The 13,028-nt window shown below is 70.2% G+C and carries 10 protein-coding genes; 8 read left to right on the top strand and 2 right to left on the bottom strand.

The window, feature by feature from the left end:
• Positions 1-23: 23 nt before the first annotated feature.
• Positions 24-3,041 carry an alpha-mannosidase gene (locus ACZ7OO_RS06965; RefSeq protein WP_471502222.1) on the top strand — a complete coding sequence of 1,006 codons (3,018 nt, stop codon included), beginning with the start codon at positions 24-26 and terminating at the stop codon, positions 3,039-3,041.
• 6 nt (positions 3,042-3,047) lie between these two features.
• Here the strand turns inward: ACZ7OO_RS06965 and ACZ7OO_RS06960 are convergent, their stop codons facing one another.
• Entirely contained in the window at positions 3,048-3,758 is a 711-nt protein-coding gene (locus tag ACZ7OO_RS06960; protein WP_471502220.1) for a FadR/GntR family transcriptional regulator, read from the bottom strand.
• Positions 3,759-3,921: 163 nt separating this feature from the next.
• Between ACZ7OO_RS06960 and ACZ7OO_RS06955 the strand changes: the two genes are divergently transcribed.
• The 7 genes from ACZ7OO_RS06955 to ACZ7OO_RS06925 are packed head-to-tail and all read left to right on the top strand — an operon-like array spanning position 3,922 to position 11,549.
• Entirely contained in the window at positions 3,922-4,992 is a 1,071-nt protein-coding gene (locus tag ACZ7OO_RS06955) for a sugar ABC transporter substrate-binding protein (RefSeq protein ID WP_471502218.1), read from the top strand.
• On the top strand, positions 4,989-6,521 hold the full coding sequence (locus ACZ7OO_RS06950) for a sugar ABC transporter ATP-binding protein (RefSeq protein ID WP_471502216.1): 1,533 nt from the start codon (positions 4,989-4,991) through the stop codon (positions 6,519-6,521). The genes ACZ7OO_RS06955 and ACZ7OO_RS06950 overlap by 4 nt, the downstream gene beginning before the upstream one ends.
• A complete protein-coding gene (locus tag ACZ7OO_RS06945; protein ID WP_471502214.1) occupies positions 6,514-7,548 on the top strand; it encodes an ABC transporter permease in 1,035 nt (344 codons plus the stop codon). Before ACZ7OO_RS06950 ends, ACZ7OO_RS06945 begins: the two co-directional genes overlap by 8 nt.
• Positions 7,549-7,589: 41 nt before the next feature.
• Positions 7,590-8,963, top strand: coding sequence for an L-fuconate dehydratase (locus ACZ7OO_RS06940; protein WP_471502212.1), 1,374 nt, complete (start codon positions 7,590-7,592; stop codon positions 8,961-8,963).
• Positions 8,960-9,715, top strand: coding sequence for an SDR family NAD(P)-dependent oxidoreductase (locus ACZ7OO_RS06935; RefSeq protein ID WP_471502210.1), 756 nt, complete (start codon positions 8,960-8,962; stop codon positions 9,713-9,715). The genes ACZ7OO_RS06940 and ACZ7OO_RS06935 overlap by 4 nt, the downstream gene beginning before the upstream one ends.
• A complete protein-coding gene (locus ACZ7OO_RS06930) occupies positions 9,712-10,698 on the top strand; it encodes an aldo/keto reductase (RefSeq protein WP_471502208.1) in 987 nt (328 codons plus the stop codon). The genes ACZ7OO_RS06935 and ACZ7OO_RS06930 overlap by 4 nt, the downstream gene beginning before the upstream one ends.
• A 20-nt stretch (positions 10,699-10,718) precedes the next feature.
• The gene (locus ACZ7OO_RS06925) at positions 10,719-11,549 is read left to right on the top strand and encodes an amidohydrolase family protein (RefSeq protein ID WP_471502368.1); all 831 of its coding nucleotides are present in this window, start codon (positions 10,719-10,721) and stop codon (positions 11,547-11,549) included.
• A gap of 20 nt (positions 11,550-11,569) precedes the next feature.
• Here ACZ7OO_RS06925 and ACZ7OO_RS06920 read toward each other — a convergent pair whose 3' ends face one another.
• Positions 11,570-12,991 (bottom strand): lipase maturation factor family protein, encoded by a 1,422-nt coding sequence (locus ACZ7OO_RS06920; RefSeq protein ID WP_471502206.1) that lies wholly within the window; start codon positions 12,989-12,991, stop codon positions 11,570-11,572.
• Positions 12,992-13,028: the final 37 nt, after the last annotated feature.

The following is a 13,028-nucleotide window of genomic DNA, read 5'->3' as shown; positions in this document are numbered from 1 at the left end:
TAACGAACAAACGGAGCACCCACATGCATGACGACCGCAGCCTTGTCGAAGCCCGACTCAGGCGCGTCCTCGACGAGCGCATCCGTCCCGCCGTGTACCCCGAGTCCGTGCCGCTCGACGTCGCCGTGTGGCATGCGCCCGGCGAACCCGTACCGGTTGCCGAAGGGCTCGCGGCCGAGCCCGGGCCGATCGAGGTGGGCGCCCGGTGGGGCGCTCCGTGGGGCACCAGCTGGTTCCGGGTGACCGGAACCGTCCCCGAGGAGTGGGCCGGGCGGACCGTGGAGGCCCTGCTAGACCTCGGATTCGACGAGAACATGCCCGGCTTCCAGTGCGAGGGCCTGGTCTACCGGCCCGACGGCACCCCGGTGAAGGGCCTCAACCCGCGCAACCAGTGGGTCCGGATCGGCGCCCCGGTGGCGGGCGGCGAGCAGGTGCGGCTGCACATCGAGGCCGCCTCCAACCCCGTCATCCTCGACTACCACCCCTTCCGGCCCACCTGGCTGGGCGACAAGGACACCGCCGGGCACGAGCCGCAGTACACGCTCACCCGGATGGACCTCGCCGTCTTCGACGAGACCGTGTGGCAGCTGGTGATCGACCTGGAGGTACTCGGCGAGCTGATGGCCGAGCTGCCGGCGGACGCCCAGCGCCGCTGGGAGATCCTGCGCGCGGTCGAGCGGGCCTTGGACGCGATCGACCTCCAGAACGTCAACGGCACGGCCCAGCAGGCGCGTTCACGACTCATTGACGTCCTGTCCGCGCCCGCCGTCCCCTCCGCGCACCGCATCAGCGCCGTCGGTCACGCCCACATCGACTCGGCGTGGCTGTGGCCGCTGCGCGAGACGGTCCGCAAGGTGGCCCGTACGACCGCCAACATGACCGCCCTCATCGAGGACCAGCCCGACTTCGTGTTCGCCATGTCCCAGGCCCAGCAGTGGGCGTGGGTGAAGGAGCACCGGCCCGAGGTGTGGGTGCGGGTGAAGAAGGCGGTCGCGGACGGCAGGTTCGTGCCGGCCGGCGGCATGTGGGTGGAGTCGGACACCAACATGCCGGGCTCGGAGGCGATGGCCCGTCAGTTCGTGCACGGCAAACGGTTCTTCCTCGACGAGTTCGGGATCGAGAACGACGAGGCCTGGCTGCCGGACACCTTCGGCTTCGCCGCCGGGCTCCCGCAGATCATCAGGGCGGCGGGCTCCACCCGGCTCCTCACCCAGAAGATCTCCTGGTCCCAGACGAACAAGTTCCCGCACCACACCTTCCAGTGGGAAGGCATCGACGGCACCCGGATCTTCACCCACTTCCCGCCCGTCGACACCTACAACTGCTCCATGAAGGGCAGCGAACTCGCCCACGCGGCACGCAACTTCAAGGACAAGGGCCGGGCCCGGCACTCTCTGGCGCCGACCGGCTGGGGTGACGGAGGCGGCGGCACGACCCGGGAGATGGTCGCCAAGGCGGCCCGGGCGCGCAACCTGGAGGGCTCGCCGACGGTCGTCTGGGAGACCCCGGAGGAGTTCTTCACGAAGGCGGAGGCCGAATACCCGGACCCGCCCGTCTGGGTGGGCGAGCTCTACCTCGAACTCCACCGCGCCACCCTCACCAGCCAGGCCAGGACCAAACAGGGCAACCGGCGCAGCGAGCACCTCCTGAGGGAGGCCGAGCTGTGGGCGGCGACGGCGGCGGTGCGGACTGGATTCCCCTATCCGCACGCAGAGTTGGACCGGATCTGGAAGACAGTTCTGCTCCACCAGTTCCACGACATCCTGCCGGGTTCGTCGATCGCCTGGGTGCACCGCGAGGCCCGGGCGACCTATCAGCGGATCGCCGCCGAACTCGACGGGCTCATCGACGCGGCCCAGCGAGCCCTGGCGGGGGAGGGCGACCGGCTCCTCCTGTTCAACGCGGCGCCACACAGCAGGAACGGCGTCCCGGCCCTGGGCGCCGGTGAGGAGGAGCCGCCCGAGGAGACGACGGTGTCGGAGCGCCCTGAGGGCGGCCAGATCCTTTCCAACGGCCTGCTGCGGATCGAGATCGACGCCCGCGGCCTTGTCGTGTCCGCGTTCGACCTCGCCGCCGACCGAGAGACCATCGCCCCCGGTACGGCCGCCAACCTGCTCCAACTCCATCCGGACTTCCCGAACATGTGGGACGCGTGGGATGTCGATGCCTTCTACCGCAACGCGGTGACGGACCTGACGTCCATCGATGAGCTGACCGTCGCCGAGGACGGCCGTTCGGTGCGGATCGCACGGTCCTTCGGCTGCTCCCGGGTGACCCAGGTGCTGTCGCTGCCGCCGGGCGAGCGCCGGCTGCTGATCGACACGGAGGTGGACTGGCACGAGACGGAGAAGTTCCTGAAGCTGGCCTTCCCGCTGGACCTGCACGCCGAACGCTACGCGTCGGAGACCCAGTTCGGGCACTTCCACCGCCCTACCCACACCAACACCTCATGGGAGACGGCGAAGTTCGAGGCCTGCAACCACCGCTTCATCCACCTGGACGAGCCGGGTTGGGGCGTGGCGATCGTCAACGACTCGACGTACGGCCATGACGTGACCCGCGCGGTCCGCACGGACGGCGACCGGGGTACCACGACAACGGTCCGCGTCTCCCTGCTGCGCGCCCCGCGCTTCCCCGACCCCGAGACCGACCAGGGCGTCCACCGCTTCCGGCACGCACTGGTACCGGGCGCGGGAATCGCGGACGCGGTACGGGAGGGCTGGCGGATCAACCTGCCGGACCGCAGGGTGACGGGTGCGCGGGAGGTGGCTCCGCTGGTCACGGTCGACAACGACGCGGTTGTCGTCACGGCAGTGAAGTTGGCGGACGACGGTAGCGGGGACGTCGTGGTCCGCTTCCATGAGGCCCATGGCGGCCGGGCGCGCGCGACGCTGACGGCGGGCTTCGAGGTCGCGGGGGTCAGGGTGACGGACCTGCTCGAACGCCCGCTGGACGAGCAGACCCTGGACCTGGACGGGAACCACGTCTCGGTACGGCTGCGCCCGTTCGAATTGGTGACGCTGCGCCTCGTGGCTCGTTAGGGGCGCTCAACCCCTACCCACGTCCAGCTGCGCCCGCAGCCACTCCTCCACCTCACCCACATGCGCCGCCGCCGCAGCCCTCGCCGCCTCCGGATCACGGGCGACGAGGGCCCGGTGAATCGCGGCATGCTCCCGCCGGGTATGTGCGAACGCGTCCTCCTCCTGATACCCCCGCCACACCCGAGCCCGGAAGGTCCGCGACGACAACCCCTCCAGAATCGCGGCCATCGTGTCGTTCCCCGCCGCACCCGCGATCACCCGATGGAAAGCGAGGTCATGCGCGAGGATCTCCTCGGGGTCATCCGTCGCGTTCATCGCCGTGAGGTGCTTCTCCACCTCGGCCAGCTGATCGGCCGTGATCCGCGCGGCGGCCAGCGCCGTCGCCGTCGACTCCAGGACCCGCCGCACCTCCAGCAACTCCACCAGCTGCGGCCCGCGTGACAGATCGGCGACCACACCGAAGGTCTCCAGCAGGTCACCCGCCTCCAGCTGGGTGACGTAGATGCCGGAGCCGTGCCGGGCCTCCAGGACGCCGAGGACCGTCAGCGCGCGGATCGCCTCGCGCATGGAGCTGCGGGACATGCCCAGCTGCGCGGCGAGATCCCGTTCCGTCGGCAGCCGTTGGCCCGGCTCCAGGCGGCCCTCCCCGATCATCGCCTTGATGCGCTCGATGGCGCGCTGCGTCACCGTGCCCTTCTGCGGGGCTGTCTCGTCCACACCGCTCCTCCTGTCGCCGGTGCGCCGCAGTCTAACCAGCGATGTGGTCGGACCACTACGGCTCGTTTCACGGAAAAAACGCGTCAGCAGGGTGTTGAAGGCGCCGAGTGGTCTGATAAGTATGCGGGCATCTGCTCGAACACGCTCGATGAGGAGCTGCCAGATGCCCGGCAGAACACTGCGGAAGCGGAACAGGTCCCGGATCATCGGCGCGACGGCCGTGGCCGTCGGCGCCTCGCTCGTGCTCGCCGCATGCGGCAGTACCAAGGACACCGGTAGCGGCAGCGCCGGTGGCGGCGGCACCGGCAGGGTCGGGGTGATCCTGCCCCTGCTGACCTCGCCGTTCTGGCAGTCGTACAACGACTACGTACCCAAGATGGCGAAGTCGCAAGGCGTCGAGGCGCTGAAGACGGTCAACTCCAACAGCGACCCCTCGCAGCAGATCACCGACATCAACAACGAGCTGAACCAGGGTGTGAAGGGGCTGGTCGTCGCCCCGCTGGACAGCGCGGCCATCGAGGCGGGTCTCGACCAGGCCGACCGCAAGGGTGTACCGGTCGTCGCCGTGGACGTGGCGCCCGACAAGGGCAAGGTCGCCATGGTGGTGCGCGCCGACAACGTCGCCTACGGCACCAAGGCCTGCGACTATCTCGGCCAGCACGTGACCAGCGGCAAGGTCGTGCAGATCATGGGCGACCTGGCCTCGGTCAACGGCCGGGACCGGTCCGAGGCGTTCCGGGACTGTGTGAAGAAGAAGTACCCGAAGCTCAAGGTCCTGGAGATCCCCGCCAAGTGGGAGTCCGACACGGCCGCGTCCAAGCTGGACACGCTCCTCAACGCCAACCCCGACATCAAGGGCATCTACATGCAGGCCGGCGGCGTCTATCTCGCGCCGACCCTGCAGACCCTGAAGTCCAAGGGCATGCTCAAGACGGCCGGCCAGAGCGGGCACATAGCGATCGTCTCCAACGACGGCATCCCGCAGGAGTTCGACGCCATCCGCAAGGGCGAGATCGACGCGACCGTCTCCCAGCCCGCCGACGCCTACGCCAAGTACGGGATGTACTACATCAAGGCGGCGATGGAGGGGAAGACGTTCAAGCCGGGTCCGACCGACCACGACTCCACGATCGTCAAGCTGCCCAGTGGCATCCTGGAGGACCAGCTCCCCGCGCCGCTCGTCACCAAGGACAACGTGGACGACCCGAAGCTGTGGGGCAACACGGTCAAATGAGCACGCCACTTGTTGAGGCCCGGGACATCGTCAAGCGGTACGGCCCCACCATGGCCCTCGCCGAGGGCCGGCTCACCGTCTGGCCCGGCGAGTCCCACGCCCTCGTCGGCCGCAACGGCGCCGGAAAGTCCACCCTGGTCAACGTCCTCACCGGCCTCCAGGCCCCGGACGAGGGCGTCGTCCGCTTCGACGGCGAACCCGCGCCCCCGCTCGCCGACCGGGACGGCTGGCGGAGCAAGGTCGCCTGCGTGTACCAGAAACCCACCGTCGTACCGGAGTTGACGGTCGCCGAGAACCTCTTCATCAACCGGCAGCCACTGCACCGGGGTTTCATCAGCTGGCGGCGGCTGCGGAGCGAGGCCGCCGCCCTGCTCGACACCTGGGACGTCCATGTCGACCCCGAGGCGCGTACCGCCGACCTCAAGGTCGAGGACCGCCAGATGGTCGAGATCGCCAGGGCGTTGAGCTTCGGCGCCCGGTTCATCGTGCTCGACGAGCCGACCGCCCAGCTCGACAACCGGGAGATCGAGCGGCTGTTCAGCCGGATGCGGGCGCTCCAGGACTCGGGCGTGACCTTCCTGTTCATCTCGCACCACCTCCAGGAGGTCTACGAGGTCTGTCAGACCGTCACCGTGCTCCGTGACGCCCGCTGGATCACCACCGCGCCGGTCGCCGAACTCCCGCGCCGGGCGCTGGTGGAGGCCATGGCGGGGGAGTCGATCGCCGAGCAGGACCACAGCCGCGAGGCGGTGGCGGACGAGTCCCCGGTCGTGCTGGACGTGCGGGGGCTGACCTCACCGTCGTACCAGGACATCGACCTCACCGTGCGCCGGGGCGAGGTCGTCGGGATCGCCGGATCCAGCGGCAGCGGCAAGATCGAGCTGGCGGAGTCCTTCGCCGGGCTGTACACACCGACCGGGGGAGCCGCCCGACTCGAGGGCGAGCCGCTGCCGTTCGGCGACGTGAAAGCCGCCCTGAAAGCCGGTGTCGGCTGTGTGCCGCGCGACCGGCACGGGCAGGGGCTGGTCTTCGGCATGAGCATCGGCGACAACGCCACCATGAGCGTCCTCGACCGGCTCGGCCGCTTCGGATTCGTCGCCGGCGACCGCAAGCGCCGTTTCGCCGACGAGCTGATCGAGCGTCTGGACATCCACGCCGAGGGGCCCGAGCAGCCCGTCTCCGACCTGTCCGGCGGCAACGCCCAGAAGGTCGTCATGGCCCGCGCCCTCGCCTCGGACCCCCGGCTGCTCGTGCTCATCAACCCCACCGCGGGCGTCGACGTGAAGTCGAAGGAGTCGCTGCTCGCCCGAATGGACAACGCCCGCGAGGACGGCACCGCCGTACTGGTCGTCTCCGACGAACTCGACGACCTGCGCCGTTGCGACCGTGTACTCGTCCTCTTCCACGGCCGTGTCGTCGCCGAGCACCCGGCGGGCTGGCGCGACCACGAGCTGATCGCCTCCATAGAAGGAGTGGACTCCATGCCCTCAGGAGCTGACTCCACGGCCGAAGGAGTGGACCATGGCTGACACGAAGGCCCCGTCGGCCTCGACCGCCGGCCCCGTGCGCGTCCCGGACGCCCGTGCCGCCAAGAACGTGCTGCTCCGCAGGGTCCGTGAACTCGCGCTCGTACCAGCGCTGTTGGTGCTCCTTGTGCTCGGTGCGATCGTCAACGACTCGTTCCTCACCGAGCGGAACCTGATCTCCATCCTGGGCGCCTCGGCGGCCCTGGCGATGGTGGTCCTCGCCGAGTCGCTGGTGCTGATCACCGGCAAGATCGACCTGTCCCTGGAGTCGGTGGTCGGTATCGCGCCCGCCGTCGGCGCCCTGCTGGTGCTGCCCTCCGCGGAGTCCGGCTGGGGCACCGGGTGGCCGGCCGGGCTCGCCCTGTTCGCCGTCCTCGTCGTGGGCGGGGTCATCGGCGCCTTCAACGGCGTTCTGGTGGTGAAGTTCAAGCTCAACGCCTTCATCGTCACCCTCGCCATGCTGATCGTCCTGCGCGGGCTGCTCGTCGGCGCCACCAAGGGCAAGACGCTGTTCGGCATGCCCGACGCGTTCTTCTCCCTGGCCACCTCCACCTTCCTGCGCGTCCCGCTGTCGGTGTGGCTGGCCGCGGTCGCCTTCGGTGTGGCCGGGCTGATCCTCAAGTACCACCGGGTCGGCCGCGCCCTGTACGCGATCGGCGGCAACGCGGAGGCGGCCCGCGCGGCCGGTATCCGCGTCGACCGGGTGGTGCTCGGGGTGTCCGTCGTCGCCGGTGTCCTCGCCTCGGTCGGCGGAATCATGCAGACCGGCTATGTCGGTGCGATCAGTGCCAACCAGGGCAACAACATGATCTTCACGGTGATGGCGGCGGCCGTGATCGGCGGCATCAGCCTGGACGGCGGCAAGGGCACCATGTTCGGCGCCCTGACCGGCGTACTCCTTCTGGGTGTCGTACAGAACCTGCTCACCCTGGCGCAGGTCCCGTCGTTCTGGATCCAGGCCATCTACGGCGGCATCATCCTCGTGGCCCTCATGATCGCCCGTGTCACCACGGGACGGGCGCAGGACTGATCGACCGGCGTCCCGAACTCCCCCTGACGGAAAGGCAATCCGTGTCCCCGAGCCCCGGACCCTCCGCTCGCGTCACCGCGGTCGACACCTACGACATCCGCTTCCCCACCTCGCGCGAGCTCGACGGCTCCGACGCGATGAACCCGGACCCCGACTACTCGGCGGCCTATGTCGTGCTGCGCACCGACGCGGCCGACGGGCACGAGGGGCACGGGTTCACTTTCACCATCGGGCGGGGCAACGACGTCCAGGTCGCCGCGATCGACGCGCTGCGGAACCATGTGCTCGGCCGCCCGGTCGACGAGATCTGCGACGACCCCGGAACCCTCTTCCAGGTCCTGATCGGTGACAGCCAGCTGCGCTGGCTCGGCCCCGAGAAGGGCGTGATGCACATGGCGATCGGCGCGGTGATCAACGCCGTGTGGGACCTCGCCGCGCGCCGGGCCGGCAAGCCGCTCTGGCAGCTGCTCGCCGACGCCGAACCGGAGTGGATCGTCCGCCAGATCGACTTCCGATACCTCACCGACGCCCTCACCCCAGAGGAGGCCCTCGGCATCCTCCGGCGCGCCCGCGAAGGCGCCGACGAGCGCCGGGCCCGGCTGCTGGAGCGCGGCTTCCCCGCCTACACCACCTCCGCCGGCTGGCTCGGCTACGACGACGAGAAGCTCACCCGGCTCGCCGCCCAGGCGGTCGCCGACGGCTTCCAGCAGATCAAGCTGAAGGTCGGCGCCGACCTGGAGGACGACATCCGGCGCTGCCGGGTCGCCCGCTCGGTCGTCGGCCCGGACATCCGTATGGCCATCGACGCCAACCAGCGCTGGAACGTGGACGAGGCGATCCGCTGGACCAAGGCCCTCGCCGAGTTCGACCCGTACTGGATCGAGGAGCCCACCAGCCCCGACGACATCCTCGGCCACGCGGCCGTCCGCCGGGCGGTGACCCCGGTGAAGGTCGCCACCGGCGAACACGTGCAGAACCGGATCGTCTTCAAGCAGCTGCTCCAGGCCGGTGCCCTCGACATCGTCCAGATCGACGCGGCCCGGGTCGCCGGCGTCAACGAGAACCTCGCCATCCTGCTGCTGGCCGCCAAGTTCGGCGTCCCCGTCTGCCCGCACGCGGGCGGGGTCGGGCTGTGCGAACTCGTCCAGCACCTCTCGATGTTCGACTACCTCGGGGTCGCCGGCACCACCGACGACCGGGTCATCGAGTACGTCGACCATCTGCACGACCACTTCCGCGACCCGGTGGTGATCAGGGAGGGTCACTACACGGCACCCACCGCACCGGGCTTCTCGGCCGCCATGCGACCGGAGTCCATCGCGGAGTACACCTATCCGGGCGGCACCTTCTGGGCCGCCGACGCACAGACGCAGACACAGACGCAGGCACAGAAGCAGAAGGGACAGGCGGCATGACCGACTTCGAGGGCATGAAGGCACTGGTCACCGGTGGCGCCTCCGGGATCGGCAGGGCCACCGCCGAACTCCTCGCCGAGCGCGGCGCCCAGGTAGCCGTCCTCGACCTCGACCCGTCCTCCGTCGAGAAGCCGCTGCTCGGCTTCCAGGCCGACGTCACCGACGACGACTCCGTGCGTACGGCCGTGGAGAGCGCGGCGGCAGCCCTCGGCGGCCTCGACGTCCTGGTCAACAACGCGGGCATCGGCGCCCAGGGCACGGTCGAGGACAACGACGACGACGAATGGCGCCGCGTCTTCGACGTCAACGTCCTCGGCATGGTCCGCACCGCCCGCGCCGCCCTCCCGCACCTGCGCCGCTCGGACCACGCCGCGATCGTCAACACCTGCTCCATCGCCGCCACCGCGGGCCTGCCCCAACGCGCCCTGTACAGCGCCACCAAGGGCGCCGTCCACTCCCTCACCCTGGCCATGGCCGCCGACCACCTCCGCGAGGGCGTCCGCGTCAACTGCGTCAACCCCGGTACGGCGGACACCCCGTGGATCGGCCGCCTCCTCGGCAAGGCTCCCGACCCGGCCGCCGAACGCGCCGCCCTGGAGGCCCGCCAGCCCACCGGCCGCCTGGTCTCCGCCGCCGAAGTCGCGGGTGCCATCGCCTACCTGGCGAGCCCCCTTTCGGGCGCCACCACCGGCACCTCCCTTGCGGTCGACGGCGGCATGCAGGGCCTGCGGCTGCGCCCGGCGGGCCAGTGAACGCCCTCGGCCGAAGCGGTGTCCGGGTCAGCCCCCTGGGTCTCGGCGCCGCGGTGATCGGCAACCTCTACACCGAAGTCCCCGAGCGGCAGGCGCACGACACGATCACCGCCGCCTGGCAGCAGGGCATCCGCTACTTCGACACCGCCCCGCACTACGGCCTCGGCCTGTCCGAACGGCGGCTGGGCGAGGCGCTGCGGGAGTACGACCGGGAGACCTACACCCTGTCCACCAAGGTGGGCCGCCGCCTGGAGCCGGGTCCCGGGGACAGCGACGACCTCGCCAACGGCTTCGCCGTGCCCGACACCTACCGCAGGGTCTGGGACTTCACCGCCGACGGCATCCGCCGCACCCTGGAGGCCAGCCTGGAGCGGCTCGGCCTCGACCGGGTCGACGCCGTCTACCTCCACGACCCCGACGACCACGCCGAACAGGCCTTCCGCGAGGGCTATCCGGCCCTGGAGAAGCTCCGCTCCGAGGGGGTCGTGGGCGCGATCGGCGCCGGCATGAACCAGACGACCATGCTCACCCGGTTCGTCCGAGACACCGACGTCGACGTGGTGCTGTGCGCCGGCCGCTACACCCTCCTCGACCAGAGCGCCCTGGCCGATCTGCTTCCGGCCGCCGAGGAGCGTGGTACGTCGGTGGTGATCGGCGGGGCCTTCAACTCCGGTCTGCTGGCGGACCCGAAGCCGGACGCCACCTACAACTACGCCCAGGTCTCCAACGAGTTGCTCGCCCGCGCACTGCGCCTCAAGGCGCTTGCCGAACAGCACGGCACCACCCTCCGCGCGGCCGCCCTCGCCTTCTGCGCCGCCCACCCGGCCGTGGCGAGCGTGCTGGTCGGCGCCCGCTCGGCGGCCGAGATCGCCGACGGGGCAGCGCAGTTCGCCACCCCGGTCCCCGCCGCCTTCTGGCAGGAACTGCGCGACAGCGCACTCCTGCCCGCGGACACCCCGCTCCCGACAGAGGAGCCGTCATGAGAGTCGCCCCGCGAGCTGCCATGACCGTCGACGCCCACCACCACGTCTGGGACCTCTCGGTACGGGACCAGGACTGGATCACCGGCCCCGAACTCGAGCCACTCAGAAGGAACTTCACCGTCGAGGACCTCGAACCCGAGGCACGGGCGGCCGGCGTCACCCGCACGGTCCTCGTCCAGACGATCACCGTCCCGGAGGAGACCCCCGAGTTCCTGGCTCTCGCCGACACCCACGACCTGATCGCCGGAGTCGTCGGCTGGACCGACCTGACCAATCCGGCGATCGCCGACGAACTCGCCCGCCTCCGCGAACTCCCCGGCGGCGCCTACCTGAAAGGCATCCGCCACCAGGTCCAGGGCGAACCTGACCCGGAGTGGCTGCTGCGCCCGGACGTCCACCGGGGCCTGGCCGCGATCGCCGCCGCGGGCCTCGTCTACGACCTGGTCGTACAGGCCCACCAGCTTCCGGCCGCCGTCAAGGCAGCCGAGTCCCACCCCGAACTCACTTTTGTGCTCGACCACTTGGGCAAACCCCCCATCGCATCAGGAGCCCTCGACCCCTGGGCCACCGCGGTACGCACCCTCGCCGCCCGGCCCAACACCGTCTGCAAACTCTCCGGCATGGTCACGGAGGCCGACCCCGCCTCCTGGACGGTCGACGACCTCCGCCCGTACGCCGAGACGGTCCTGGACGCCTTCGGCCCTGACCGTCTGATGTTCGGCTCGGACTGGCCGGTGTGCGTCCTGGCCGGGACGTACGGCGAAGTCTTCGACACGGCAACCCAGTTGATCGGTCCTGACGAACGAACCCGGGTCTTCGAGACCACCGCCACCCGCGTCTACGACCTCTGAGCCGCCCCCGCCGGCAGCGTCTACCGCCGCTGAGCCGCGCTCTCCAGCCGCGTCGGCGGCATGAACTCCCGCACATACGTCCGCTCCCAGCACGCCCCCGTCTCCCGCAGCTCCCGCCAACTGGTGAAGCGGTAGCGGAAGAGACGGGCGCGGACGAAGCGCGGGGGCCGGTCCGGTGGGAAGGGGGAGCGGCGCAGCAGTCGTAGGGTGTCGCGGTCGTTCTCCAGGAGGCGCTCCACCAGGCCTCCGAACCAGTCGCCGGCGTACGCGGGGGAGAGGGCGGCGAACCACATCAGCCAGTCCAGGCGGAGGTGATACGGCGCGAACTGGCGTGGCCAGTACCGTGGATCGCCCGGCTTGCCCTTGAACTCGTACTCCCGCCAGTCGGAGTCCTCGCGCGGCGCCTCGTCCAGCGTGCCCTCGACCACCACCTCGTACCGCACCCGGCTGACGCTGCCGAACGCGCCGTAGGTGTTGACCAGGTGGAGCGGGTCGAAGGAGCGGTTCATGACCTGGCGGCGGGAGACCATGTTCACCACCGGGCGGTAGCTCAGGAAGAGCAGCAGCGCGGTCACGGCGAGGACGACGATCTCGTACCAGAGCGGGGCGGGGGCTGCGGAGGTGTGGCCGGTCGGCAGCTGCAGCGCCGACAGGGCCAGCACGATGGTGATCCAGTTCAGCCAGGAGAAGTTGCCGGAGAGCACCAGCCACAGCTGGGTGAGGATCATCAGCGACGCGGCCGCCGTCGCGATCGGCTGGGGAGTGAACAGCAGGACCGGGACCACGAGCTGGGTGAAGTGGTTCGCGGCCACCTCCGCCTTGTGCACCGGCTTCGGCAGGTGGTGGAAGAACCAGCTCAGCGGGCCCGGCATCGGCTGGGTCTCGTGGTGGTAGTAGAGGCAGGTCAGCTTGCGCCAGCAGGCGTCCCCGCGCATCTTGATCAGGCCCGCCCCGAACTCCACCCGGAACAGGATCCAGCGCAGCAGGAAGAGGACGACGACCGGCGGGGCCACCTCGTCGTTGCCGAGGAAGACCGCGAGGAAGCCGACCTCCAGGAGCAGGGACTCCCAGCCGAACGCGTACCAGGTCTGGCCGACGTTGACGATCGAGAGGTACAGCGCCCAGGGGATCAGCCACAGCACCATCCCGGCCCACAGGGGAAGCCAGGAGTCCAGCCCCGCCAGCAGCGCCACCGACACCGCGCAGCCCGCCCAGGCGCAGGCCGCGAAGAAGCGGTCCGAGTAGTGCCAGTGGAAGAGGCTCGGCGCCCGCCTGAAGGGGACCTGGGCGACGAACCTCGGGATCGGCAGCATCCCGCGCTCGCCCAGCAGGGCCCGGAACTGGAGCGCCGCCACCAGGAACGCGACGAGATACACACCGGCCAGCGCCCGCTGGAAGACCAGCCGGCTCAACCAGTACCCGGGTGCGGTGAACCAGTCCACGGCCGTGCGCCCCTGCCTCTCTCCGGTCTGCGGCCCC

The organism is Streptomyces sp. NPDC111744 (assembly GCF_055634995.1).
This window is presented reverse-complemented; position numbering and strand designations above follow the sequence as displayed.

Excerpts from the sequence above, each read along its gene's own strand:
- ACZ7OO_RS06965 (WP_471502222.1), top strand. The coding sequence starts at position 24 with ATGCATGACGACCGCAGCCTTGTCGAAGCCCGACTCAGGCGCGTCCTC.
- ACZ7OO_RS06955 (WP_471502218.1), top strand. The coding sequence starts at position 3,922 with ATGCCCGGCAGAACACTGCGGAAGCGGAACAGGTCCCGGATCATCGGC.
- ACZ7OO_RS06950 (WP_471502216.1), top strand. The coding sequence starts at position 4,989 with ATGAGCACGCCACTTGTTGAGGCCCGGGACATCGTCAAGCGGTACGGC.
- ACZ7OO_RS06945 (WP_471502214.1), top strand. The coding sequence starts at position 6,514 with ATGGCTGACACGAAGGCCCCGTCGGCCTCGACCGCCGGCCCCGTGCGC.
- ACZ7OO_RS06935 (WP_471502210.1), top strand. The coding sequence starts at position 8,960 with ATGACCGACTTCGAGGGCATGAAGGCACTGGTCACCGGTGGCGCCTCC.
- ACZ7OO_RS06925 (WP_471502368.1), top strand. The coding sequence starts at position 10,719 with ATGACCGTCGACGCCCACCACCACGTCTGGGACCTCTCGGTACGGGAC.